The 26,000-nt window shown below is 63.5% G+C and carries 21 protein-coding genes; 1 reads left to right on the top strand and 20 read right to left on the bottom strand.

What is annotated here, in order from left to right:
- Window positions 1-7 precede the first annotated feature (7 nt).
- The 5 genes from PI87_RS18160 to PI87_RS18140 all read right to left on the bottom strand — a co-directional run bounded on the left by PI87_RS18160 (window position 8) and on the right by PI87_RS18140 (window position 6,537).
- The gene (locus PI87_RS18160) at window positions 8-736 is read right to left on the bottom strand and encodes an amino acid ABC transporter permease (protein WP_039599116.1); all 729 of its coding nucleotides are present in this window, start codon (window positions 734-736) and stop codon (window positions 8-10) included.
- Window positions 737-835: 99 nt separating this feature from the next.
- Window positions 836-1,744, bottom strand: a complete 909-nt coding sequence (locus PI87_RS18155) for a glutamate/aspartate ABC transporter substrate-binding protein (protein ID WP_039599115.1) — start codon at window positions 1,742-1,744, stop codon at window positions 836-838.
- 519 nt (window positions 1,745-2,263) lie between these two features.
- The gene (locus PI87_RS18150) at window positions 2,264-3,565 is read right to left on the bottom strand and encodes a Glu/Leu/Phe/Val family dehydrogenase (RefSeq protein ID WP_039599114.1); all 1,302 of its coding nucleotides are present in this window, start codon (window positions 3,563-3,565) and stop codon (window positions 2,264-2,266) included.
- Window positions 3,566-3,729: 164 nt separating this feature from the next.
- Window positions 3,730-4,674 carry a LysR substrate-binding domain-containing protein gene (locus PI87_RS18145; RefSeq protein ID WP_039599113.1) on the bottom strand — a complete coding sequence of 315 codons (945 nt, stop codon included), beginning with the start codon at window positions 4,672-4,674 and terminating at the stop codon, window positions 3,730-3,732.
- A 24-nt stretch (window positions 4,675-4,698) separates the two neighbouring features.
- Window positions 4,699-6,537 carry an ABCB family ABC transporter ATP-binding protein/permease gene (locus tag PI87_RS18140; protein ID WP_039599112.1) on the bottom strand — a complete coding sequence of 613 codons (1,839 nt, stop codon included), beginning with the start codon at window positions 6,535-6,537 and terminating at the stop codon, window positions 4,699-4,701.
- A gap of 81 nt (window positions 6,538-6,618) precedes the next feature.
- Here PI87_RS18140 and PI87_RS18135 point away from each other — a divergent pair, with 81 nt between their 5' ends.
- Window positions 6,619-7,056 carry an acyl-CoA thioesterase gene (locus PI87_RS18135; RefSeq protein WP_039599111.1) on the top strand — a complete coding sequence of 146 codons (438 nt, stop codon included), beginning with the start codon at window positions 6,619-6,621 and terminating at the stop codon, window positions 7,054-7,056.
- Window positions 7,057-7,117: 61 nt separating this feature from the next.
- On the opposite strand, the gene PI87_RS18130 is transcribed toward PI87_RS18135, so the two are convergent.
- The 15 genes from PI87_RS18130 to PI87_RS18060 form a co-directional block, all read right to left on the bottom strand.
- A complete protein-coding gene (locus PI87_RS18130; RefSeq protein WP_039599110.1) occupies window positions 7,118-7,882 on the bottom strand; it encodes an enoyl-CoA hydratase in 765 nt (254 codons plus the stop codon).
- 27 nt (window positions 7,883-7,909) lie between these two features.
- The gene (locus PI87_RS18125; RefSeq protein ID WP_039599109.1) at window positions 7,910-8,863 is read right to left on the bottom strand and encodes a DegV family protein; all 954 of its coding nucleotides are present in this window, start codon (window positions 8,861-8,863) and stop codon (window positions 7,910-7,912) included.
- A 218-nt stretch (window positions 8,864-9,081) separates the two neighbouring features.
- Window positions 9,082-10,281, bottom strand: coding sequence for an acetyl-CoA C-acyltransferase (locus PI87_RS18120; RefSeq protein WP_039599108.1), 1,200 nt, complete (start codon window positions 10,279-10,281; stop codon window positions 9,082-9,084).
- A 39-nt stretch (window positions 10,282-10,320) separates the two neighbouring features.
- The gene (locus tag PI87_RS18115) at window positions 10,321-12,798 is read right to left on the bottom strand and encodes a 3-hydroxyacyl-CoA dehydrogenase/enoyl-CoA hydratase family protein (protein ID WP_052321587.1); all 2,478 of its coding nucleotides are present in this window, start codon (window positions 12,796-12,798) and stop codon (window positions 10,321-10,323) included.
- Window positions 12,799-12,988: 190 nt separating this feature from the next.
- Window positions 12,989-14,776: an acyl-CoA dehydrogenase C-terminal domain-containing protein gene (locus tag PI87_RS18110; RefSeq protein ID WP_039599107.1), complete on the bottom strand. Its 1,788-nt coding sequence runs from the start codon at window positions 14,774-14,776 to the stop codon at window positions 12,989-12,991.
- Window positions 14,777-14,828: 52 nt separating this feature from the next.
- Window positions 14,829-15,419, bottom strand: coding sequence for a TetR/AcrR family transcriptional regulator (locus PI87_RS18105; protein WP_039599106.1), 591 nt, complete (start codon window positions 15,417-15,419; stop codon window positions 14,829-14,831).
- A gap of 404 nt (window positions 15,420-15,823) precedes the next feature.
- Window positions 15,824-17,488 (bottom strand): acyl CoA:acetate/3-ketoacid CoA transferase, encoded by a 1,665-nt coding sequence (locus PI87_RS18100; protein ID WP_039599105.1) that lies wholly within the window; start codon window positions 17,486-17,488, stop codon window positions 15,824-15,826.
- A gap of 51 nt (window positions 17,489-17,539) precedes the next feature.
- Window positions 17,540-18,808 carry a cardiolipin synthase ClsB gene (gene clsB, locus PI87_RS18095; RefSeq protein ID WP_039599104.1) on the bottom strand — a complete coding sequence of 423 codons (1,269 nt, stop codon included), beginning with the start codon at window positions 18,806-18,808 and terminating at the stop codon, window positions 17,540-17,542.
- Window positions 18,805-19,551, bottom strand: a complete 747-nt coding sequence (locus tag PI87_RS18090; protein ID WP_039599103.1) for an endonuclease/exonuclease/phosphatase family protein — start codon at window positions 19,549-19,551, stop codon at window positions 18,805-18,807. The genes clsB and PI87_RS18090 overlap by 4 nt, the downstream gene beginning before the upstream one ends.
- Window position 19,552: 1 nt before the next feature.
- Window positions 19,553-20,038 carry a dihydroneopterin triphosphate diphosphatase gene (nudB, locus tag PI87_RS18085; RefSeq protein WP_039599102.1) on the bottom strand — a complete coding sequence of 162 codons (486 nt, stop codon included), beginning with the start codon at window positions 20,036-20,038 and terminating at the stop codon, window positions 19,553-19,555.
- Window positions 20,039-20,161: 123 nt separating this feature from the next.
- Complete coding sequence (locus tag PI87_RS18080) at window positions 20,162-21,037, bottom strand: hypothetical protein (protein ID WP_039599101.1); 876 nt, start codon at window positions 21,035-21,037, stop codon at window positions 20,162-20,164.
- 148 nt (window positions 21,038-21,185) lie between these two features.
- Window positions 21,186-23,012, bottom strand: coding sequence for an aspartate--tRNA ligase (gene aspS, locus PI87_RS18075; RefSeq protein ID WP_052321595.1), 1,827 nt, complete (start codon window positions 23,010-23,012; stop codon window positions 21,186-21,188).
- 99 nt (window positions 23,013-23,111) lie between these two features.
- Window positions 23,112-23,861, bottom strand: coding sequence for a DUF502 domain-containing protein (locus tag PI87_RS18070; RefSeq protein ID WP_039599099.1), 750 nt, complete (start codon window positions 23,859-23,861; stop codon window positions 23,112-23,114).
- A gap of 31 nt (window positions 23,862-23,892) precedes the next feature.
- Complete coding sequence (locus tag PI87_RS18065; protein WP_039599193.1) at window positions 23,893-24,234, bottom strand: FmdB family zinc ribbon protein; 342 nt, start codon at window positions 24,232-24,234, stop codon at window positions 23,893-23,895.
- Window positions 24,235-24,514: 280 nt separating this feature from the next.
- Window positions 24,515-25,954, bottom strand: a complete 1,440-nt coding sequence (locus PI87_RS18060) for a sodium:solute symporter family protein (RefSeq protein WP_039599098.1) — start codon at window positions 25,952-25,954, stop codon at window positions 24,515-24,517.
- Window positions 25,955-26,000 lie beyond the last annotated feature (46 nt).

The following is a 26,000-nucleotide window of genomic DNA, read 5'->3' as shown; positions in this document are numbered from 1 at the left end:
GCGCCGATTACTTGCCACCGATGAAGCCAGGCAGCCGGGAACGTGCTTCCACCCAGCGCATCAGGCCCATTACGGTCAGGTTGATCAGCATGTACATCAGCGTCACGGCGATGAACGATTCGTAGGGCTGCGCGGTGTAGTCCACCAGTTGGCGACCTTGCGCGGCAAGCTCCAGCAGACCGATGGTCGACGCCACAGCCGAGTTCTTGAAGATGTTCAGAAACTCCGACGTGAGCGGCGGCACGATGATGCGGAACGACATCGGCAGCATCACGTAACGGTACGTCTGCGCGAGCGTGAAGCCCATCGCCAGACCTGCGTTGCGTTGGCCACGCGGCAGCGAGTTGATACCCGAGCGCACCTGTTCGCAAACACGCGCTGCGGTAAAGGTACCGAGGCACAGCGTCGCGCACAGGAACATCGCCGTGGCGGGGTTCATCTGCTTGATGTAGTCGCCGCCCGGCACCAGTTCCGGCATGACGAAGTACCAGATGAACAGTTGCACGATCAGCGGAATATTGCGGAACAGCTCGACGTAAGCCGCAGCAATGCCCGCGAGCCACTTGTTCGGCACGGTGCGCAGCACGCCCAGCACGGAGCCAAGGGCGAGCGCGATGATCCAGGCGGTGAGACCGAGTACGACAGTGGTCTTCAGACCGGACAGCAACCAGTCGAGATAGGTCTGATTCTGGGCGGCTTCCGTGAAGAAGACGCCCCAGTTCCAGTGGTAATTCATGATGGTTCCCTCAAAGAGAAACGGAAGGGTGAAGACCTGTTAGCCGGCCTTTGCCTTCCGTTTCGATAATGCTTGAGTCAGGCCCGTTGAGGGAGCCGATCAGTCAAGAGCCTTGTCGTTCGGGTTCTTGATCAGCGCCTTCATGTCGTCCGACAGCGGGAAGTCCAGGTTCAGGCCCTTCGGCGGAACCGGGCTTTCGAACCACTTCTTGTACGCAGCAGTGATCGAGCCGTCCTTCATCATGCCGACGATGGTCTTGTCAGCCAAGGTCTTGAACGGAGCGTCGTCCTTGCGAACCATACAGCCATACGATTCACGCGATTGCGGCTTGGCCACGACCACCCAGTCGTTCGGGTTGCGGGCCTTGGCGCGCTCGCCGTACAGCAGGGCGTCGTCCATCATGAACGCAACAGCACGGCCCGACTCCAGCGTCAGGAACGATTGACCGTGGTCCTTCGTGCTGATGATGTTCATGCCCATCTGCTTGTCGTCGTTCATCTTGCGCAGCAGACGTTCCGAGGTCGTGCCGGCGGTGGTCACGACGTTCTTGCCCTTGAGGTCGGTCCAGTCCTTGATGCCCGAATCCTTCTTCACCATGATGCGGGTGCCGATGATGAAGATGGTGTCGGTGAACGAAGCCTGCTTCTGACGCTCGAGGTTGTTCGTGGTGGAGCCGCACTCCAGATCGATGGTGCCGTTCTGCAGAAGCGTGATGCGGTTCTGCGAAGTCACCGGAATTTCGTTGATCTTCAGGTCCTTCAGGCCGAGTTGCTTCTTCACGTCCTCAGCGATCTTGGTGGCAACGTCGTACGAGTAGCCAATCGTGCGGACGCCGCCGACGTTGTAGCTGAACGGAATCGACGAATCGCGCACGCCCAGCGTGATGGTGCCGGTGTCCTTGATCTTCTTGAGCGTACCAGTCAGCTCTTGTGCGTGGGCTGCGCTGCCGAACGCAGCAACGGCGACACCAACGGCTGCAAGCGCAGTTGCCAGCTTGGCGAGGTTCATGAAAGTCTCCTTTTGACCATGAAAGAGAAAGACGGGACTGTACCAAAAAACGTTTGGCGACAGTATTGGTGTTGCCACTAAATGGTTGAATCGAACGGAGTTTTTCCTCCGGCGCGGACCCTGCCGCAACCACGTTTTCCGAGCAACCGGACACCTTACGTTGTGCTTTTCCGGAAAACCGGAAACGCCGCGCAGCGCCCAACACGGAAACGCTCTGCACAATCGGCACGCAGGCACGATCGCTTGAGCGGATGACCGCCAGTTGCTAAGGAAAACCAGGGGAAATAAAGCCCGCCCGATGTGCGCTCTCTGTCGCTTACACGAACCCGACTTGAGGATGGGAAGGGCGACGATGTCATCGCCCTTCTCATGGTGCGGTGCTTCGGAACGTTATGGTTCGCCCTATGAGCACCGGCTTTCTTCAACCGTCGCGCATGGCTGCCTGATCGGCAGCGACGCGATAGACCGGAGCAGCACCCTGTTGGAGCACTGCGCCGGTATTGATCAGCGCGTCGCCGATCAGGGGTACAGACCGCGCTCTTGGCGGGCCTGCAGAATCCGCGTACAGGCGATGATGAACGCCGCCGTACGCAGGGTGACCTTGTTGTCCTGCGCCACTTGCCAGACGCCACGGAAAGCGTCTTGCATGATCCGTACCAGGCGCTGGTTGATCTCGTCTTCGGTCCAGAAGAAGCTCGAGAAATCCTGCACCCACTCGAAATAGCTAACCGTCACGCCGCCGGCGTTGGCGATCACGTCCGGGCAGACCAGCGTGCCCTTGTCGCGCAGGATGTCGTCGGCCTCGGGCGTCGTGGGGCCGTTTGCACCTTCCACGACAATCTTTGCCTTGATATGGGGCGCGTTCTTGGCGGTGATCTGGCCTTCCAGCGCGGCCGGGATCAGGAATTCGCAATCCAGCGCCCAGAAATCGTCTTGCGAGACGGTCTCTGCGGCAAAGCCGGCCACGCTGCCGTTGTGGTCAACGTGCGTGATGAGCGCGTCAACGTCCAGGCCGTTGCCGTTGAACACGATGCCCTTGTGGTCCTGCACGGCGATGACCTTCGCGCCGGCATCATGGAACAGCTTGGCGGCCACACTACCCACGTTGCCGAAGCCCTGCACCACCACGCGCGAACCCTTGACGTCGATACCCAGGTTGCGTGCGGCTTCGCTGCCGACCACGAACACGCCGCGGCCGGTGGCTTCGCGACGGCCCAGGCTGCCGCCCAGTGCGATCGGCTTGCCGGTCACCACGCCGGTGGCGGTGGAGCCTTCGTTCATGGAGTACGTGTCCATCATCCACGCCATGATCTGCGCGTTGGTGTTCACGTCCGGTGCCGGGATGTCCTTGTTCGGGCCGATGATGATGCCGATCTCGCTGGTGTAGCGGCGGGTCAGGCGCTCCAGCTCACCGGAAGACAGCTTGCGCGGGTCGACACGAATGCCCCCCTTGGCGCCGCCGTACGGCACGTTCACGGCCGCGTTCTTCACCGACATCCACGCCGACAGCGCCATCACTTCCGACAGCGTCACGTCCTGGTGGAAACGCACGCCGCCCTTGCCCGGGCCGCGCGACGTGTTGTGCTGCACGCGGTAGCCCTCGAAGTGGGCGATGCTGCCGTCATCCATCTGGATGGGCACATCGACGATCAGGGCGCGCTTGGGGCGCTTGAGGGTTTCAACCCAGCGTGCCAGCGAGCCGAGGTAGGGGGTGACCCGGTCGACTTGCTGCAGATAGATGCCCCACGGGCCGAGGTTGTCGGCTGGCAGATAGGACGGGATGGCGTGCTGAAGTGTCGTCGGAGAAGCGACATTGGACATGGCTGTCTTCCTGTTTTGGACCTCGGTAAGGCCCCTGGTTTGGGAACTGCAGTCCCACAAAATGCCCGCCAGCTTAGGGACCGCCCAGAACGAAATCCAATGCCGTTTTTACATCGGGTTATGCGTTTAGCGCATAACCCCCATGAGGTAAGAAAAGACCTCCATCACGCTGACAACGCGCCCCAAAGCTGGTCGATCAGCTCCCGTTTGCGCTTGGATTGCGGGTGCCGACGGTCGGGCGCACCGTTCTGCGGGTGCTCGCGATACAGCCGAATCTCCATTTCGATCGACAGCGTGCCGCCGCCCTTGCCTTCTGCGCGGACCAGCCGCCCAGCGGCCACTTCGTCGCGCACTGCGCTCTCGGGCAGGAAGGCGACACCGTGGCCCGCCAGCGCCATCACCTTGAGCGCCTCGGCCATATCGGTCTCGTAGCACTTATCGAGCAACGGGGCGACCGGCGAGTTCTCCAGCAGCACATCAACCATGCGGCCCAGAAAAGCGTTGGGCGTATAGCTCAGATACGCGATCGGCTTGCGTGCGGCAGGCACCAGCCGGTAGATCGGGCGGCCATTCGCATCCGGCTTCGAGAACGGCGACAACCGCTCGGTGCCGAGCACCAGCATGTCGTAGCGCGTCGGGTCGAGCTGGATCATCTGGCGCGCGTGGTGGTAGACCATGACGAGGTCGCAGCCGCCTTCCACCAGCGTCATCACCGCATCGTGCACGTTGAGTGCGCGCAAGCGGCATTGCAGCTTGCCGACCTTCTCCTCCACCTGCGCCAGCCACCCCGGAAAGAACGTGAGCGACAGCGTATGCGGCACAGCAAAGTCGATGGTCGATGCGCTGGCCGGGCGCTGGCCGCGCATCAGCGCGCGCGTCTCGCTCACCTGCGCGAGCATCGCCAGAGCCTGCTCGTAGAAGACCTCGCCGGCGGGCGTGAGGCGAGTGGGATAGCTCGACCGATCGATCAGCTCATTGCCCAGCCATGCCTCAAGCGACTGAATGCGCCGCGAAAACGCCGGCTGCGTGACGTGCCGCAATTCCGCCGAGCGCGAAAAGCTGCGCGTCTCGGCCAGGCTGATGAAGTCTTCCAGCCATTTGAGTTCCATCGCGTTCCCTCTTCCCCAACCTGCTTATGCGTTCTCTGCGTCTTCTGCTTCTTCTGCCACACGCTCCGGCTCGCGTGCCTGCATGCGCCACATCTGCGCGTAACGGCCATCGGCACGCAGCAACGATTCGTGTGTGCCACGCTCGATGATGTGGCCGTGCTCCATTACCAGAATCTGGTGCGCCCGCACGATGGTGGACAACCGGTGCGCAATGACCAGCGTTGTGTGGTTCTGCGCCAGGCCCATCAGCTCTTCCTGAATGGCGTGCTCGGTACGAGAGTCCAGTGCGGACGTGGCTTCGTCAAAGAGGAGGATCGGCGGACGCTTGAGCAACGTACGTGCGATCGCCACGCGCTGCTTCTCACCGCCGGAGAGCTTCAACCCACGCTCGCCCACTTGCGTATCGTAGCCATCGGGCAGCGACTCGACAAAGCTGTGGATCTGCGCGGCGCGCGCGGCTTCGATCACCTCTTCACGCGTCGCTTCAGGGCGACCGTAGGCGATGTTGTAGTAGATGCTGTCGTTGAAGAGCACCGTGTCTTGCGGAACGATGCCGATGGCCGCACGCACGCTCGATTGAGTGACATCGCGCAGGTCCTGTCCGTCGATCTGGATGGCGCCAGACTTCACGTCATAGAAGCGGAACAGCAAACGCGCGAGTGTCGATTTGCCCGAACCACTTTGTCCGACGACCGCCGTGGTCGTACCGGCGGGAATCGTGAAGTCAACATCGAACAGGATCTGGCGCTTGGCCTCGTAGCTGAAGTCCACATGCGCGAAACGGACCTCACCGGCGTGCACGGCCAGCGGCTGCGCGTCCGGCTTGTCGGCCACCTCGCGGTTGGTCTGCAGCAGGTGGAACATGCGGTCCATGTCGGTCACGGCCTGCTTCAGCTCGCGGTAGATCACGCCCAGGAAATTGAGCGGAATGTAGATCTGTAGCATCAGCGTGTTGACCAGCACAAGGTCGCCCAGCGTCATGTGCCCGGCCGCCACACCCTGCGTGGCGCGATACAGGATCAGGATGAGCGCCGTGGCCACGATCACCTGCTGGCCGAAGTTCAGCACCGACAGCGAATTCTGCGAGCGGATGGCGGCGGAGCGGTACTTCTGCAGGTTTTCGTCGTAGCGGCGCGCTTCGTATTCTTCGTTGCCGAAGTACTTGACCGTCTCGAAGTTCAGCAGCGAGTCGATCGCCTTCTGGTTGGCACGCGAATCCAACTCGTTCATCTTGCGGCGGAAGTGCGTGCGCCAGTTCGTCACCGTCACCGTAAAGACGATGTAGCTGACGAGCGCGCAGAACGTGATGAGCGCGAACCACACGTCGTACTTCACGAAGAAGTATGTGATGACGAGGCCGACCTCCACCAGTGTCGGCAGGATGCTGTACAGCGAATACGAGATGAGCGACTGGATGCCGCGCGTGCCACGCTCGATGTCGCGGCTCATGCCGCCGGTCTGGCGCTCCAGGTGAAAACGCAGCGACAGCGCATGCAGATGCCGGAACACCTGCAGCGCAAGCGTGCGCACGGAACTCTCTGTCACCTTGGCGAAGAGGATTTCACGCAGTTCGGAGAACAGCGACGTCGACAACCGCAGCAACCCATAGCCGATGATGATGCCCACCGGCACGACCAGCAGCGCGCGCGGATCTGACGGCGACACGTTCATCGAATCGATCAGCCGCTTCATGACCATCGGCACGCCCAGGTTGGCCACCTTGGCAGCGATCAGAAACGACAGCGCAAACCCGACGCGCCACTTGTATGCCCACAGATACGGCAGCAGGCTCTTGATGGTGCGCCAGTCGCCACGGTTGGCCCCAGGCGGAGGCGGTTCGGAAGAGGCGGGGTAGCGGCGCATGTGCGGTGCAATAAAATAGCGGATTGTGTATTCTCCCACCGATCACCTGTGTGCGCCCCGCACCCCGGTCCCTCCGCTTCAATGCTGCCCTGCATCATCATGTCCGACACCCAAGCCTCCACTGAGATCGTCAAGCTGCCCGCCGGCAAGCAACCCGCCGTGCGCGTCATGCCGATGCCGTCCGACGCCAACGTGCACGGTGACGTGTTTGGCGGCTGGATCATGTCGCAGGTCGACATTGCCGGGTCGATTCCGGCGGTGGTGCGCGCCAACGGGCGCGTGGCCACGATTGCGGTCAACTCGTTCATCTTCAAGCAGCCGGTGTACGTGGGCGATCTCGTGAGCTTCTATGCCGAGGTGGCCAAGACCGGACGCACCTCCATCACCGTGGATGTCGAGGTCTATGCGCAGCGCATGCACGCCAATGGCCGCCACGCCACCGTCAAGGTGACGGAAGCGACGCTCACCTACGTCGCCACCGACGAGAGCCGTAAGCCACGCGAACTGCCGCCGCTCTGAACTAGCAGCGCCCAACAAAAAACCCGGCCTAGGCCGGGTTTTTTTTGCGAGAAAGGATCGTTCAGTTGAACTTGGAAAAGTCCGGGCGGCGCTTCTCGAAGAACGCGGTGAAGGCTTCGCGGGCTTCCGGCGCGCGCAGCATCTCACCAAATTGCTTGCCTTCCACCGACATGCGCTCGGCGATCTGCGGCGTGGCGCCTTCCTTCATCAGGCGCTTGGTGGCGCGCAGCGATGCGGGCGGCAGCAACGTCAGCTTGCGCGCCTGCGTGCGCACGAAGGCATCCAGCTCGCCTGCCGGCAACACGCGGTTCACCAAGCCCAGCTCGCGGGCCTCGTTTGCATCGAACGGCTCGCCGAAGAGCAGCTTGTCAGCCGCGCGGTGGTAGCCAGCCAACTGCGGCAACAGCAGGCTCGATGCGGCTTCCGGGCACAGGCCCAATTGCGCGAACGGCATCGACAGCTTGGCCGTCTCGGATGCATACACGAGGTCGCAATGCAGCAGCATGGTCGTACCCACGCCAACGGCCGCGCCGCTCACCGATGCGATCAATGGCTTGGTCGCCGCGCTGATCGCCCTGAGGAACTGGTGCACCGGGGCGCTCTCGTCCTTGGGCGGGTTCTTCATGAAGTCTTCGAGATCGTTGCCGGCCGTGAACACGCTCTCATGACCCGCCAGCACAATCACGCGGATGGCGGGATCGGTCTCAGCGGCCACAAGTGCATCCGCCAGCGTCTGGTACATCGCGGCGGTGATGGCGTTCTTGCGGTCCAGACGGTCAAAGGTCAGCGTAAGGATGCCGTCTGCGGTCTCGGTACGAATCGACATGAAGTCTCCAGGGTGAAACCTGTGCCGCTAGATAGGCACGGGTGAATCAGATAGATAACCGACGGAGAACGCGTTGGCCCCAACGTTCAACGCCACGGTCAGGCTCATCGGCGCAAGCAGCACTTCCACGCCGTGATCCTGTGCGGTCCGCATCAACGCTTGCACCGGCTCCATGCGGCGCACGGTGTCGAGCGAACCGGAATAGGTGATCGCCACCACGGGCGTGGCCAGACGCTCCTCGGTGATCATGGTTTCGACATGCGCGAGCAAGCGGCGGATACCCTCATCAGAGCCGCGCACCTTGGCGATGGCTTCGGTCTCGCCACGGTGCATATGGATGAGCGGGCGCACATTGAACGCCGTGCCCATCATGTAGCGGCCCCAGGTGATGCTCTTCTCGCCCTTCTGCTTGGCGCGCGTGTACATGTACAGCAGTTCGTCGGGCACGAGGTAGACGTGCGAGGCATCGCGCAGGCGATTCTCGATCACGTTGACCACGTCGCGCACCTCGGCGCCTTCGCGCAGCATGCGGGCAGCCTCGTGCACCATCAGCGCCTGGCCGGGGCCGATGGCGCCGGTGTCCACCACCGTCAACTCGAACAGACCCGAGCGGCCGGCATCCTTGCGCGGCTTGAAACTCTTGGCCGTGGTGCCCACCACCGCACCGGTGGCATGGCTGTAGAAATGGCTGCGCGAGCTGGCAATCGTCAGCAGCAAGGCACGGTCGTGCTGCGTGACCACGTGCTTGAGCAGGTAGTCCTCGATCTCGCGTTCGAGCAGTGGGATCGACTCGGCATAGTGGTCTTGCTTGTCGACGAGATACTTTCGGTAGAGCTGCGGAAGCGCCTCTTCGTCGCGCCGGTCTTCCACAAACAGTTCGCCCGCACGAATGCGGAACGGCACCACGCCCAAACCCAGCTGATCGATCATCGAGCGTGGCATGTCGCATGCCGCGTCCGTCAACACGATTGTGTCACCCATCGCGCCCTCCTCTTGGTGCACCGCCGGTGACCCGGTGGTGTGTCTCCTCTTGCGCGGAATCGTGGCTCCGCTTCTATGGCGATGCCGGCTGGGCGCCGGCCGCGTTCTTCTTCGGCGCGCATTGTCGTGTACTACTGCGCGCGCCTGCGCAATCATGCGGTGTGAGACAGGCGAAAAGCAAGCGAGGGGAAGGCCCTAAGCCTCCCCCTCGCGTGGGGTCACATGCGTTCGAAAATGCCTGCGGCGCCCATGCCGGTGCCAACGCACATCGTCACCATGCCGTACTTCAGGTTGCGACGGCGCAGGCCGTGCACGACGGTGGCCGCGCGGACGGCACCCGTGGCGCCCAGCGGGTGGCCCAGCGCGATCGCACCGCCCAGCGGGTTGATCTTGCTGGTGTCCAGGCCCAGGTCCTGAATCACGGCCAGCGACTGTGCAGCAAACGCTTCGTTCAACTCGATCCAGTCGATCTGATCTTGCGTCAGGCCACCGGCCTTCAACGCCGCAGGAATCGCTTCCTTCGGGCCAATCCCCATGATTTCCGGCGGTACACCGCGCACCGCAAACGACACGAAGCGCGCCAGCGGCACCAGGTTGAACTGCTTGAGGATCTTTTCCGACACCAGGATCAACGCACCCGAGCCGTCCGACGTCTGCGAGCTGTTGCCTGCCGTCACACTGCCCTTGTTGGCGAACACGGCGCGCAGCTTGCCCAGCCCTTCGAGCGACGTATCGGCACGCGGGCCTTCGTCCAGCGACAGCGTGCGCGTTTTCAGGTCGATCGCACCCGTACCCAGGTTCGGGAACTTCTCGATGATCTCGATCGGGGTGATCTCGTCCTTGAACTCACCGGCTTGTTGCGCAGCCAGTGCCTTCTGATGCGACGCCAGCGAGAAGGCGTCCTGCGCCTCGCGCGAGATCTTCCACTGCTGGGCGACCTTCTCGGCGGTCAGGCCCATGCCGTAGGCGATGCCAATGTTCTCGTCACGCGTAAAGATGTCCGGCGACATCGACGGCGAGTTGCCCATCATCGGCACCATGCTCATCGATTCGACACCGGCGGCAATCATCACGTCGGATTCACCCACACGGATGCGGTCAGCGGCCATGGCCACGGCGGTCAGGCCCGAGGCGCAGAAGCGGTTGACGGTCACGCCGCCCACGGTGTTCGGCAGGCCGGCCAGGAGCGCGCCGATACGCGCCACGTTCAGGCCCTGCTGCGCTTCCGGAATCGCGCAGCCGACGATGGCGTCTTCGATCAGCGCCGGGTCCAGGTTCGGCACCTGGGCGACGGCGCTCTTGAGGATGGTCGCCAGCAGATCGTCCGGGCGCAGGTTCTTGAGCGTGCCCTTGGGCGCCTTGCCGATCGGGGAACGGGTCGCGGCGACGATGTAGGCGTCTTGCAGTTGCTTGGTCATGATGAAATTCCTGTTCTCGTTTCCGTCATGCAGCGGCGATTAGTTACGCACCGGCTTGCCGGTCTGCAGCATGCCCATGATGCGTTCCTGGGTCTTGGCGCTACCGAGCAGATCCACGAAGGCCTTGCGCTCCAGCGCCAGCAGCCATTCTTCGTCCACCAGCGCGCCGGCTTCCACATCACCGCCGCACACGGCTTCAGCGATGCGCGCAGCGATCGTGAAGTCGTGCTGCGAGATGAAGCCACCATCACGCATGTTCACCAGCGACGCCTTGATCGTGGCGATACCCGAGCGGCCCGCCACCGGAATGGCCACCGGACGCAGCGGCGCGCGATAGCCCGAGTCGGACAGCGCACGCACTTCGTTGCGCGCCACGTGCAGCAGTTCGTGCACGTTGAAGACGATGGTGTCGGTCGGCTGCAGGTAGCCGATCTTCTGCGCATCCAGCGCGGAAGACGATACCTTGGCCATGGCTGCTGCCTGGAAGCGGTTGGTCAGGAATTGCAGGATGTTGGTGCTGCCTGCAGCCTGTGCGGCCTTGGCGGCTGCCAGTGCGGCTTCCTTCAAGCCACCGCCGGCCGGCACCAGGCCCACGCCCACTTCCACCAGACCCATGTACGTTTCCAGCGCAGCCACACGCTTGGCCGAGTGCAGCATCAGCTCGCAGCCGCCGCCCAGCGCAATGCCCGACGCAGCCGACACGACCGGCACACCGGCGTACTTCACACGCATCATGCCGTCCTGGAACTTCTTCACGAACGGCTCAATGCCCTTGGCGCCGCCCATCATGAAGGCCGGCATGGCCTCTTCCAGGTTTGCACCGGCGGAGAACGGACCACCCGGCGCGCCCAGCTTGAGCGACGTCGGCTGCCACACCACCAGACCCTTGTAGCCGGCTTCGGCCAGGTCGACAGCGCGCGTAAGGCCATCGATGACGCTCGGGCCGATCGTGTTCATCTTGCTCTTGAACGAGACGACCAGCACGTCGTCCTGACCCGCAGCGTCGTCCACCCAGATGCGCACGGCATCGGTCTCTTCGATGGTCTTGCCATACGTGAGCGGGTTAACCGTGGTCGCGCCCTTGATCGGCGCGCGGAACACCTGACGGCCATACACCGGCAGCGTGCTACGCGACAGGAACGTGCCTTGATTAGCCGACCACGAACCTTGCGCCGAATGCACACCGCCGTTGTCTGCCACCGGGCCCGAGAACACCCACTGCGGCAGCGCTGCGTTCGACAGCGCCTTGCCGGCTTCGATGTCTTCCTTCACCCACTCGGCCACCTGCTTCCAGCCGGCTTCTTGCCAGTCTTCGAACGGGCCGCTGTTCCAGCCAAAGCCCCAGCGGATCGCCAGATCGACTTCCGCAGCGGTGTCGGCAATCTGCTCCAGGTACACGGCGATGTAGTGGAACACGTCGCGGAACACCGCCCACAGGAACTGCGCCTGCGGGTTGGTCGATTCACGCAGCAGCTTCAGACGCTCGGCCGGCTCCTTCTTCAGGATGCGCACGACGATGTCATCAGCCTTCTTGCCGCTCGGGCCGTACTGGCCGCTTTGCGGGTCCAGCACCTTGATTTCCTTGCCTTCCTTCTTGTAGAAGCCAGCGCCGGTCTTCTGACCCAGGGCACCTGCTTCCACCAGCTTGGCCAGCACGGGCGGCGTGGCATAAACCGGGGCGAACGGATCGTCCGTCAGGTTGTCCTGCATCGTCTTGATGACGTGCGCCATCGTATCCAGGCCAACGACGTCTGCCGTGCGGAACGTGGCCGACTTGGCGCGACCCAGCTTCGAGCCCGTCAGGTCATCCACCACGTCGAACGGAATGCCGTACTTGTCCGATTCCGCAAACACCGCCAGGATCGAGAAGATACCCACGCGGTTGGCGATGAAGTTGGGCGTGTCCTTCGCCCGCACCACGCCCTTGCCGAGCGCGGAGGTGAGGAACGTTTCCAGCTTGTCGAGGATGTCGCCGCGCGTGTGCGCGGTCGGGATCAGCTCGACCAGGTGCATGTAGCGCGGCGGGTTGAAGAAGTGCACGCCGCAGAAGCGCGACTTCAACTCGGCGTCAAAGCCATCCGACAGTTCGGTGATCGACAGGCCCGACGTGTTCGACGCGAAGATCGCGTGCGGAGCGATGTGCGGCGCGACCTTCTTGTACAGGTCGTGCTTCCAGTCCATGCGCTCGGCAATCGCTTCGATCACGAGGTCGCATTCGCGCAGCTTTTCGATGTCGTCTTCGTAGTTGGCGGCCTGGATCAGGTTAGCGTCATCCTTGATGCCCAGCGGCGCCGGCGACAGCTTCTTCAGGTTTTCGATGGCCTTGAGCGCGATGCCGCTCTTCGGGCCTTCCTTGGCCGGAAGATCGAACAGCGTAACGGGAACCTTGGCGTTGATCAGGTGCGCGGCAATCTGCGCGCCCATCACGCCAGCGCCCAGCACTGCAACGCGCCGGACGAGGAAATTGGAACGCGCGCCAGCTTGCGGCTGGGCGACGGGGAGTTCGGTGCGGGTCATAGTGTCCTCGCGGAATGAAGAGGAGTTGTCACTCCCGCACAAGCGGGAGCAACAGAGAGAGGCGTTGAAACCTGTTCACGATCCGTAGCGAGCGGTTCGAGGTTGGCGGGAGAAGCGCAGCCGTACATGAGTACGGCGAGCATCGCAGCGCCAAGATCGAGCCGCGCAGTAGGATCGTGGGCAGGTTTCCTTAGAACAGGTCGGCTTCGAGTGCCATCAGCGTCGCGCCGCCTGCACGTGCCATGCGGATCTGCGAAGCCGTTTCAGGCAGCAGCTTGGCGAAGTAGAAACGCGCCGTCGCCAGCTTGACTTTGTAGAAGGTGTCGCCGCTGTCTTGCTTTTCCAGGGCGATCTTTGCCATGCGGGCCCAGAAGTACGAGAACACCAGGTGGCCGACAACACGCAGGTACGGCACAGCAGCAGCGCCCACTTCGTCCGGGTTGGCCATGGCCTTCATGCCGATTTCCATGGTCAGCTTCTGGACCTTGTCACCGATGTCGGCCAGCGGGTTGACAAACTCCTGCATGGCCTCGTTGGTGCCTTCGGCCTCAACAAAGTCCTGCACCAGCTTGCCGAACTTCTTCATCTTGGCGCCCATGTCGCCCAGGATCTTGCGGCCCAGCAGGTCCAGCGACTGCACGGTGTTCGTGCCTTCGTAGATCATGTTGATGCGGGCGTCGCGCACGTACTGCTCCATGCCCCACTCGGCGATGTAGCCGTGGCCGCCGAAGACTTGCATGCCTTCGTTGGTGGAGATGAACGCGTTGTCGCTCAGGAAGGCCTTAGCGATCGGGGTCAGCAGCGCGACCAGATCGCCCGCATCCTTGCGCACGGATTCATCCGAGTGCGACAGTTCGTTGTCGATCTGCAGGGCGATCCAGTAGCTGAATGCGCGGCCGCCTTCAGCAAAGGCACGCTGCGTCAGCAGCATGCGGCGCACGTCCGGGTGGACGATGATCGGGTCGGCCGGCTTGTCCGGTGCCTTCGGGCCAGACAGGCTGCGCATCTGCAGGCGTTCCTTGGCGTAGGCGGCCGAGTTCTGGTACGCGACTTCGGTCAGGCCCAGGCTCTGCATGCCGACGCCCAGGCGGGCGGCGTTCATCATCACGAACATGGCGTTCAGGCCCTTGTTCGGTTCGCCGACCATCCAGCCGCGGGCGCCGTCCAGGTTGATCACGCAGGTGGCGTTGCCGTGAATGCCCATCTTGTGCTCGATGGCACCGCACGCCACGGTATTGCGCTCGCCCGGGTTGCCGCTGGCATCGGGGATGAACTTCGGCACCACGAACAGCGAGATGCCCTTGGTGCCGCCCGGTGCGTCCGGCAGACGCGCCAGCACCAGGTGGAGAATGTTTTCCGACAGGTCATGCTCGCCTGCCGAAATGAAGATCTTCGTGCCGGTGATGGCGTACGAACCATCGGCCAGCGGCTCAGCCTTGGAGCGCAGCATGCCGAGGTCGGTGCCGCAATGCGGCTCGGTCAGACACATCGTGCCGGTCCACACACCCGAGACCAGCTTGGGCAGGTAGCGTTGCTTCAACTCATCGGTGCCGTGCGCGTGCAGGGCTTCGTACGCGCCATGCGACAGGCCCGGGTACATCGTCCACGCCTGGTTGGCCGAGTTCAGCATCTCGTACACGGCGTTGTTGATCAGGATGGGCAGGCCTTGGCCGCCGTATTCCGGATCGCAGCCCAGTGCGGGCCAGCCACCTTCGACATACTGTTGGTACGCTTCCTTGAAGCCCTTGGGTGCGGTCACCACGCCGTCGCCGTGGTACGTGCAGCCCTCGCGATCGCCGGACTGGTTGATCGGGAAGATGACTTCCGAGCAGAACTTGCCGGCTTCCTCGATCACCTGGTTGATGGTGTCGGCATCGATCTCCGCGTGCTGCGGCATCTGCTTCAGGTGGTCCTCCACGCCGAGAAGTTCGTGGAGAACAAACTGCATGTCACGCAGCGGTGCGGTGTATTGACCCATCTTGCAACTCCTTGGTGTGTACTGCGCGACCCGCTAGGTGTGCAATGCCGCGTCAGGTTCGGTAAGACTGAATGAGTTTGTTAAGCGCCACCATGGCCAGCTCGGCGCTGTTCGGCAACCGCAGGAAACGCGCATCGTGGTGCAGGCCCAGTTCCAGGCCGTACATCTCGAAGAGCATCAACTGCGGGTCCACTTCTGCACGCAGGTGGCCTTCTTCCTTTGCCTGCTCGATCGCGCGGGCCAATGCTGCCCGCCAGATCGTCACGCTCTTGACGAGTTCGTCGCGCACCGGGCTTTCGGCACGATCGTCGTACTCCACCGCACCGCTGATGTAGATGCAGCCCGTGGTCACTTCCTGAATGCGACGTTCCATCCAGCGTCGCACCATGCTCCACAGGCGCGGCAGACCGCGCGGTTCCGTCAAGCTCGGGTAGAAGACTTCCTGCTCGAACCGTTTGTGATACTCGCGAACCACTTCCACCTGCAGATCCTCACGCGAGCCGAAGTGCGCGAACACCCCGCTCTTGCTCATCTGCATGCGCTCCGCGAGCACACCGATCGTCAACCCTTCCAGTCCGTCGCGCGAGGCCAGTTCCAGCGCGGCATCGAGAATCGCTGCACGCGTCAGCTCGCCCTTGCGCATCGGCGTGGCTGCAGCGTGATTCGATTCGAGACGAGCGGTCGGGTGACGCATGATGATTTCTCTCCGTTCTTTTCTAGGGCATGACACGCTTAAAAATCAGCGCTTTGCAAGGCGCCTTTCGCGTGCCGGGCAGGACTGTAAACCAGCCTGCGGAAACACTCTAGCCCAAAATCGAACGGTCGTTCAATTATTTACAGGGGCCTGTATAGCGGCAAGTGTTTTATTAGAAAGCGGCATCTAAATGGAGACGCGGCAGAAGCGTCTTCCGCGGCGCAGCGAGAATCCCGAAAACCCTTTTGGTAAAAGACTTTGCGGGGTGTGCGCCGCATCCATAGAACTCGTGCGGCGCAGCATGTTCGGCCGATTTTCTAGTGCTACCCGTCAGTAAATAAAACGGTGCGAAATCACGCCGGCGCGGTGCCTGCGCACATGGGACCGCGGCGGAAGATGCGGGCGTCCATTTCACGCAGATCCGGTGCCACGGCAACCTCTGCGGCGCACTGGTCAAGCACATCGCGCTGCAGGTCGATGCCGGGGGCGATTTCGGTAAGCGTGAGACGGCGGCCGCCGCAACCATCGTCGCGCATCTCGAAGACGGCGCGCTCGGTCACGTAGCGCACGGGAATGCCCGAGCGCGCCGCGTAGTCGCCATTGAACGTGAGGTGCGAGACGGCCGGCACGATCTTCTTGAGCCGGCCTTCGCGCACGATGCGCAGCTTCCCGTCCTCGGCTTCGACCTGCAGGCCGCCGGCGGTGAGCGTGCCCATGAATACGATCGAGCGTGCGCTCTGCGTGATGTTGATGAAACCACCTACGCCCGCGACGATGGTGTCGTTGCCCTCGCCGAACAGGCTCACGTTGACGTTACCCTGGCCGTCCAGCTCCGCGAGGCCGAGGATGGCGAGATCAATGCCGCCACCTTCGTAGAAATCGAATTGCGCGGGCTGGTCGACCACCGCTTCGGGATACGCAGATGCGCCGAAGCTCAAACCGTCTGCCGGTGTGCCGCCGATTGGACCGGCCTCCACGGTGAGCGTAAAGCCACGTGCACCCTCCTGCTCGGCCAGCGCACCCACGGCGGCCGGCATGCCCACGCCCAGGTTCACCACGCGCGGTTGCTGCGCCATCAGCTCCAGCACGGCCCGGCGCTGCACCAGCGTGCGTGCATCGAGCGCTCCGTACAGGTTGGCCTCCAGCACCTCGCTCGCCTCAAGCGCGTCTGCCTTCAACTGAATCGCTTCGCCTTGCCAGGGGCGGATATAGGTCGGGTTGAATGCCTCGCCGAAGGTCATCTGATGTTCGGCTTCATCTTCCGCAACGACCACATAGTCGACCAGGATGCCGGGTACATGAATCGCCTGCAGGTTGTCATGCCGATCGACCAGCCGCCGCACCTGGGCGATGACGATGCCGCCCGATGCCCGCGCAGCCTGCGCCATGGCCAGCAGTTCATGGTGGAAGGCTTCTTCATGCGTGCTGATGTTGCCGCGCGGGTCGGCGGCCGTGCCGCGCAGGAAAACGCAGTGCAACGGGAAGCTTGGGTAGAACAAATAGTCTTCACCGCGAAAGCGCTCGAACTCGACCCACGATGCAGTGCCCGCCGCACGCGCTGCCTTGGCGCGCGCGTTGATGGCACCGCCGTGGTAGCGCGCATCCAGTTCGGTGCGCGGATCAACGAAGGTGTTCAGGCCAATTTTGGTGAGCACGCCCGGCTTGCCGCCCGCGATGGCGCGGTACAGATGTGTGAGCACGCCTTGCGGCAGGTTGAACGCGTCGCACTGCTCGGCCAGTGCCAGGTCTGCCAGACGCGTTGCCGAGCGCCAGTGGCCGCCCACCACGCAGCGCGTCATGCCGGGATTACCGAAGTGGTTGACGCCACGCGTAGCGCGATCGCCCTGCCCCGCCGAGTAGACCAGCGTGAGATCACGCGGCTCGCCGGTGGCCAGGAAACGGCGCTCCAGCGCATGCGTGACGGCCTCCGCGTGACCTGCGCCGACAAACCCGGCACACGCCACGGTCCACCCCGGCTGCACCAACTGTGCGGCCTCGTCTGCTGTGATGACGTGCATGTCTCCTCCGTCTTTGTTTTGTGTTCTATGTGCTGCAGTGCAACCGTGCCGCTAATACTGCGCAGCTTGTCCGCTGATGACCACGCCCAGCCGAACCACTCGATATGCACACCAGTCGGCCAGGCGCCACCACCAGCGGCGCGCGGCATGGGTGTCTGCGAGCACCGGACGCGCGTGGTGGGCGATCGCCTCTTCCAGCGCTGTGCGCAGTTCGCTGGCAACTTCGGCATCCCACGCGACAACGTTGGCCTCGCGCGCCAGCAACAAACTGAACGGGTCGATGTTGCTGGAACCGACCGTGGCCCAACGCTCATCCACCACCGCCACTTTCGCGTGCAGAAAGCTGGCCGTGTATTCGTGGATCTCCACGCCGTCGCGCAACAGCATGTGATACAGCGAGCGTGTTGCGAAATGCTGCAGCGGATACTCAACGCGGCCTTGCAGCAGCATGCGCACGCGCACACCACGCTGCCGGCATGCCGCCAGCGCACGCATGAAGCGCACGCCCGGCAGGAAATACGCATTGGCGATGATCACCTCGTGCCGCGCTGTGCCGAGCGCACGCAGATACTCGCGCTCGATCGCACGCCGGTTGCGCACGTTGTCGCGCAGTACCAGCGAGGCGAGCACGCTGCCCGGCGCCCGCTCACTCTCGGCGCCTGACTCGCCGCGATGGCGCGGCCGGGGCGTATCGGTCATCACCGGAAACTCCGCTGCCACGCCGGTCACACCCACCTCGCGTACACCAGAACGCAGCCCCATCTGCCACCAGAGCCGCTCGACGGTCAGCACGATCTGCGCAACCAGCGGCCCGCGCACACGCATGGCAAAGTCATAGCGCGCGCCGAGCGTGGCATCGTGCAGCGGCGTGTGGTTCTCGTCATCGATGATGTTGATGCCGCCGACGAACGCGACCTCGTCGTCGACGATGGCGATCTTGCGGTGTAACCGGCGCAGGTAACGGCGCTGCAGGGCGAAGCCGCGCACAGGGCGATACACGCGCCAGTGCACACCCACCGCATCGAGCCGCGCAGCAATATCGGCAGGCAGTGAACCCGTGCCAAAGCCATCGACCGTCAGGTGGACTTCCACACCACGCTGCGCTGCGCGTGCCAGCGCCTCGGTCACGCTACGTGCGGTGGCGTCATCGGTGTAGATGTAGGTCTCAAGCGCGACGCGGTGTAGTGCACCGTCGATGGCGCTGATCAGCGCGGGGAAGAACTCCGCGCCGCCGCACAGCAAGTCGACGTCGTTGCCTGGCAGGGGCTTGCCCCGCCGCCACTCAGAACGCAGCGGACCCGCATCGCGCACGACCCTCATGGGCGCGCCAGTTCCGCCAGCAGAGGCACATGGTCGGAGCGCTGTGCCCACTCACGGCCGGTCAGCGCGTGTGCGCGTTCAATGTCGAACCCGCGCACGTAGATGCGATCCAGCCGCAGCCATGGCATGTGGCTAGGGAAAGTGCGCACGGGCCGCGCATCGGCCGCCTTGTCGGCCACTTCCGTGGCACCCAGCGATTGGCAGATGATGCGGTCGAGGCGGTTGTTCCAGTCGTTGAAATCACCGGCCACCACGAGCGGCGCGTCTTTCGGCACCACCGCGCGCACGCGGTCGATCAGTGCTTCCGCCTGCCGTTGCCGGCTGCGCGCGAACAGGCCGAAGTGTGCGCACAAGAGATGCACCTCGCCGAAGCCGAGATCCGTCACCGCATGCAGCAGGCCGCGCTGCTCAAAGCGGTGATCGGAAATGTCCAGGTTCTCCGACAGCAGGATCGGGAAGCGCGAGAGGATGGCGTTACCGTGGTGCCCATGGTCGTACACGGCGTTGCGGCCATAGACGCTGTGCGGGTACACGTCGGTCGCCAGATAGCGCAGTTGCGTGTAGTTCGGGTCGAACACCTCAGCGGCGACGAGGCGGTCATTGCGGTCCTGCACTTCCTGCAGGAAGACGATGTCTGCGTCCATGGTGTGCAGACCCTGCCGCACATCATGCACACGCACGCGCCGCGCAATCCCCGTCACGCCTTTGTGGATGTTGTACGTGGCGACGCGCAGACGCAGCATGTCAGGCCTTGTCCTTCGCGAGCGCGGCCTGGCGGGCAGTGTATGCAGCCAGGCGCTCGGGCAGTTGCAGGATGGCCTCACCGTTGCTGCGCGAGAAGCAGCGCGCGGCGGCCTCTTCGTAAGGCAGCCATTCGGCCTGGAGATGCTCACGCGGCGACAAACGCACCGGCACCTTGCCGCTCACCAGCAGGCCGAACCAATGCTCAGTGTTGCGTGTGACACCCGGTGCGTAGCGATGCCGCCAGCGCGGGTAGATCTCGTATTCGATCTGGTGGCCCCAGTCGATCAGGTGATGCCGGCCCGTGTCGATGCCGGTTTCCTCCTGCACCTCGCGGCGGGCAGTCTCGGCCAGCGGCTCGTCGAGCGCGTCGCAACTGCCGGTAACGGACTGCCAGAAGCCCGGGTGATCCGCCCGCTCCATCACCAGCACATGCAGATCAGGTGTATGGATGACGACCAGAACGGAAACGGGAATCTTGTGCGGCATGACGATGTTGGCGGCGGATTACAGCGGGCGACAGAACGCGTCGCAGTCCGATAGCTTACCGCAGCCGGATGGCCCTGATTGTGATGATCGCCATCGCGCGGCAATGCCGCGATGCCCTGGCAATCAAGCCGCGCGCAACGGGCCCTGACCCGTGCGTGTGCGTGCGAGCCACAGCACGGTCTCATCCGCTGCAGTCTCGTGGCCGAGTTCGCGGCGTGCGACGGCCAGCAGTGGATCGAGCATTGCGGCGTAGTCTGCGGCGGCAAAGTCTGATCGCGCCCACAGCGCTTCAGCGCGTTCAGTGCGTTGCTGGCGTAGCGCATTCACTTGTGCCGTCAGCTCACGCTCGCGCGTGCCCAGCGCGTTGAATTTCTGGATCAGGAAACGCTGCACCTCGGTCTGCTCGGATTGCGCATTCGCCTGCTCAAAGCGCACCACAATGGCCGAGGTTTCGCGCTCGATGCGCTGCAGCTCATCGCGACCTTCGCACTCAGCGGCTTCGAGCGCCTGCAAGACGCGCCGTTCGGCCAGCAGCGCGCGGGCGTGTTCGGCAAAGCAACGCTCGGCGGCCAAGTGCTTTTCGGCCAGCGAACGCGGCGTGTCGTACAGCAGCGGATGGACCGGCGCCTCAGGTGCCGCAGGCGGCAACGCCGTATCGGGCACGCGCAAGTTGGCGATGCCACGCAGCCAGTGCATGCGGTCTGCCGCCAGCGTCCCCAGCTCGCGCAGCGCGGCCTCCAAACGCGTGGAGGGAGTGGCGGTGGCGGCAGTCTCAGGGGGCGGCGAATGTGCGCTTTGCGCGGCGGCGGCAATTTCAGGCACGCAAGCCGCTACGGTTGTCGCCACGGCCTCGGTCATGGCAATGGCGGCGCGTCGGGTGGCGCGGCGGATTTCGATCCACGCCAAGGTCATGATGATCAGCGCGGCAATCAGCCAGGTCAGCAAAAATTCGGCGTGCGCCACCACCCAGGTGCGCACGAAATCGACGGGGTCGTTCAAGGTGGTCCTCCTTCGCTGTCACCCAGCGTGACAACTCCAAGGGACCTTGTGCAGCAAGTTGCGTTCCCGCACGAAACAAACGCCCAAAAACAAACCGCGCCACCCTTTCGGGTAGGCGCGGCTTGTGTTTGCCGTGTGAAGCGTGACGTCAGGCCGTCGTTGCAGCGTTCGGTGCAGCCACCTTTGCCTCGGCAGCGCGCAGACGAATGTGCAATTCGCGCAATTGTTTCTCGTCGACCGGGCTCGGCGCCTGCGTGAGCAGATCCTGTGCACGCTGCGTCTTCGGGAAGGCGATCACGTCGCGGATCGAGTCAGCGCCGGCCATCATCGTGACAACGCGGTCCAGGCCGAAGGCGATGCCGCCGTGCGGGGGCGCACCGTATTGCAGCGCATCCAGCAGGAAGCCGAACTTGGCACGGGCCTCTTCGTCGTTGATCTTCAGGGCGCGGAACACCTTGCTCTGCACTTCTTCGCGGTAGATCCGCACCGAGCCGCCGCCGATTTCCCAGCCGTTCAGCACCATGTCGTAGGCCTTGGCGATGCACTTGCCCGGATCGGTTTCCAGGTATTCCAGGTGCTCGTCCTTCGGGCTCGTGAACGGGTGGTGCATGGCCACCCAGCGTGCGTCTTCCTCGTCGTACTCGAACATCGGGAAGTCCACCACCCACAGCGGCTTCCAGACGTCTTCAAACAGACCGCTGCTCTTGGCGAAGTCGGAGTGACCGATCTTCAGGCGCAGCGCACCCATCGCATCGTTCACGACCTTGGCGCGGTCAGCGCCGAAGAACAGGATGTCGCCGTCCTGCGCTGCGCTGCGCTTGAGGATCTCGGCGATGGCCGCGTCGTGCAGGTTCTTCACGATCGGCGATTGCAGGCCGTCGCGGCCCTTGGCCACTTCGTTGACCTTGATCCAAGCCAGGCCCTTGGCGCCGTAGATTTCGACGAACTTGCCGTAGGCGTCGATATCGCCGCGCGACAGGGCAGCACCGCCCGGCACGCGCAGCGCCACCACACGGCCGCCTTCAGCGTTGGCTGCAGCCGAGAACACCTTGAAGTCGACGTCCTTCATGGCGTCGGTCAGCTCGGTGAATTCCAGCTTCACGCGCAGGTCCGGCTTGTCCGAACCGAAGCGGGCCATCGCCTCGCGGAACTCCATCACCGGGAACTTGGCATCCAGCTCGACCGACATGGTGTTCTTGAACACCGTGCGGATCATTTCTTCAAACAGGTCGCGGATTTCCTGCTCGGTCAGGAACGACGTTTCGCAGTCGATCTGGGTGAATTCGGGCTGGCGGTCAGCACGCAGGTCTTCGTCGCGGAAGCACTTGGTGATCTGGTAGTAGCGGTCGAAGCCCGACACCATCAGCATTTGCTTGAAGAGCTGCGGCGATTGCGGCAGCGCGAAGAACTGGCCGGCGTTCACACGCGAGGGCACCAGGTAATCGCGCGCACCTTCCGGCGTGCTCTTGGTCAGCATCGGCGTTTCGATGTCGATGAAGCCCTTGTCGTCCAGGTACTTGCGCACTTCCATCGCCACCTTGTAGCGCAGGCGCAGGTTGTATTGCATCTGCGGGCGGCGCAGGTCCAGCACGCGGTGCGTCAGGCGGGTGGTTTCCGACAGGTTGTCGTCATCCAGCTGGAACGGCGGCGTGACGGAGGCATTGAGCACCGTCAGCTCTTGGCACAGCACTTCAATCTTGCCGCTGGCGAGGTTGGCGTTGGTGGTGCCTTCCGGACGGGCGCGCACGAGGCCCTTCACCTGCAGGCAGAACTCGTTACGCACGCCTTCTGCCACCTTGAACATCTCCGGGCGGTCCGGGTCGCACACGACCTGCACCAGGCCTTCACGGTCACGCAGGTCGATGAAGATCACGCCACCGTGGTCGCGACGGCGATGGGCCCAACCCGACAGGGTGACGCTCTGGCCGAGCAGTTGTTCGGTGACCTGACCGCAGTATTGAGTACGCATTTGCATGTTGTGGTTTTCCGCGAAGCGCGCCGCCAACAGGGCGTCGCGCGAGAAAGTTGATCGTGGGGGCCGGAGGGGTGACTCGCGCTGCCGGCCGAATAAGACTTAAGGAGCTGATACGGCGCCGCCAGCATCAGGCAGCGCGGTCGGATTCGAAGGGTCGCGCGGCAGGTCTTGCAACCCTCCTGCCGGCAACCGGTCCTCCGTATGTGGCGAGGCATCAGGCGGGTCCATGCGGCGCGGCAGCGTTTCAGGCGCCACCACCCCCATCGACACGATGTACTTGAGCGCCGCATCCACCGTCATGTCCAGCTCGATGGTGTCGGCCTTGGGCATCATCAGGAAGAAGCCCGAGGTCGGGTTCGGCGTAGTCGGCACGTACACGCTCACGTACTCGCCCTGCAGGTGGTTCTCAACGTCACCGCCGGGGCGGCCGGTCAGGAAGGCGATCGTCCACGAGCCCTCGCGCGGGTACTGCACCAGCAGCGCCTTGCGGAACGCATTGCCACTGGACGACAGCAGCGTGTCCGACACCTGCTTCACGCTCGAATAAATCGGGCCGACCACGGGAATGCGGCCCAGCACCGCTTCCCACCACGTCACCAGTTTCTGACCGATGAAGTTGTGTGCAAACACGCCCACGATCAGGATGAACAGCAGCGTCAGGATCGCGCCCAGGCCGGGGATCTTCACGCCGAGCAGGCGATCGGGCTGCCAGGCCGACGGCAGCAGCGCCAGGCTCTGGTCCATCGTGCCGATGATGAGCGACAGCACCCACAGCGTGATCGCAAGCGGGACGAGCACCAGAAGACCGGTCAGGAACCACGTCTTGAGTGCGCTGGTTTTCTGTTTCATGGGGCGGTGGGCCGAGGCGTAAGCGATGCGATCAGTGGCACGCGCACGACGAGCCACAACCACCGGAAGCCGCCGGAGCGGCGCTGGCGGTGGACGCGCTGTCGGACGCAGCGGCCGAGGTTGCTGGCGCAGCAGCAGGGGCAGCGGCATCCGTCTTGGCTGCCGTGCTGGCCGCCGACGTGCCGCCCGAGCCACCGCGGAAATCCGTCACGTACCAGCCCGAACCCTTGAGCTGGAAGCCGGCAGCGGTGAGCTGCTTCTTGAACGCCGGCGCGCCGCACTCCGGGCAATCCGTCAGCGGCGCGTCGCTCATCTTCTGCAGCACATCCTTGGCGTGGCCGCAGGCGTCGCATCGATAAGCATAGATCGGCATGGTGTCCTCACCCTGGAACAAACGAAATTCGAGAAAACGGTTGAAATGCCCGCGCCAACCGCCATTCCGGCGCAGAAAGGCGCACAGGCTCGCGAAAGATCGGGGCAACTGCGCCGGTTGCAAGTCCATTTGACGAGCACGGGCGCGCAAAGCCTTGAATTATAAACCCTTTCAGTGGGATTCCTGACCGCGGTTGCGCGAGGTTGCAGCATGGGCGATGGCGGCGCGCCACAATGTGGCACACCGCGCATTTCATTGGCCCTTGGCCGGCGGCGCTGGATCAGGCTTGCGTGGCGGCCTTGGTGGTCGGCGCGCGATTCTCGATCCACTGCGGCCCGAGCGAGCCCACGATCATCGCGCCCAGGCTGGCCAGCAGGCCGACCAATTGTGGCGGAAGCGCCGCATCCGGCAAGAACACTTCGCACCAGACCCACGCGGCCAGACCCAGGATGATGGCCAGCAGGCCGCCCTGCTTGGTCGCGCGCTTCCAGAACAGGCCGAAGGCCAGCGGCACGAAGGCCGCCACCAGCGTCACCTTGTAGGCGCTCTCGACCATGTGGAAGATCGACAGGTGCGAGTTCAGCGCAAACAGCGTCACCAGCACCGTGAAGACCAGCACCACCGCCTGCATCACGCGCAGGAAGCGCTTGTCGTCCATGTTCGGCAGCAGCGGGCGCAGCACGTTTTCAGCAAAGGTGACGGACGGCGCCAGCAGTGTCGCGCTCGCGCAGCTCTTGATGGCGGAGAGCAGCGCGCCGAAGAACATCACCTGCGCAAAGACCGGCGCATGCTGCAGCACCAGGTTGGGCAGGATGAGCTGCGAATCGGTCTTCATGTATTGCTCGACCATGGCCGGGTCGATCAGCGTGGCGGAATACGCCAGGAACATCGGCACGAACGCGAACATGAAGTACAGCACGCCGCCCAGAATCGAAGCCGTGCCAGCGATGCGCTCGGTACGTGACGAGGTCACGCGCTGGAACACGTCCTGCTGCGGAATCGAGCCGAGCATCATGGTGATCCAGGCGGTCACAAAGCCGATGATCTCGATCGGGTTGAATGCCGGCCAGAACGAGAACTTGCCCGAAGCCGCCGCGTGCGCCACCACCGTGCCCACACCGCCGGCTTGGCCCGAGACTTCCCAGCCGATGTACAGCATGCCGATCACGATGATGATCATCTGGATGAAGTCGGTCACGGCCACCGACCACATGCCGCCGAAGAGCGTGTAGACCAGCACGCTGGCCGCGCCGATCATCATGCCCATGTCCTGCGAGACCCCGCCGTCCGACACGGTGTAGAACACCAGGCCCAGCGCTTTGATCTGCGCCGCCACCCAGCCCAGGTACGACACGACGATGCACAGGGTGGTCAGCGTTTCAGCCAGACGGCCAAAGCGGTTGCGATAGAAGTCACCAATGGTGAGCAGGTTCATCCGGTACAGCGGCTTGGCGAAGAACAAGCCCACCAGGATCAGGCACAGGGACGAACCGAACGGATCGGCCACCACACCGTGCAGGCCGTCCTTGAGAAATTCTGCAGGAATGCCGAGCACGGCCTCGGAGCCGAACCAGGTGGCAAACACCGTGGCGGTCACAACATAAAACGGCAAGCTGCGGCCGGCCACCGCAAAATCGGCCGCATCGCGCACACGCAGCGCAGCCCAGAGGCCGATCCCGACCGAAATCACCCAGTAAATAATGACAAACCAGATCAGCATGGCAGCGCGGAAGAATTGCAGGAAATCCCGTTGGCGGCCAAGCCGG

It is taken from the genome of Ralstonia sp. A12 (assembly GCF_000801955.1).
Classification (GTDB): Bacteria; Pseudomonadota; Gammaproteobacteria; order Burkholderiales; family Burkholderiaceae; genus Ralstonia.
Note: the sequence above shows the minus strand (reverse complement) of the source record. Positions and strands in the feature narration are given on the sequence as shown.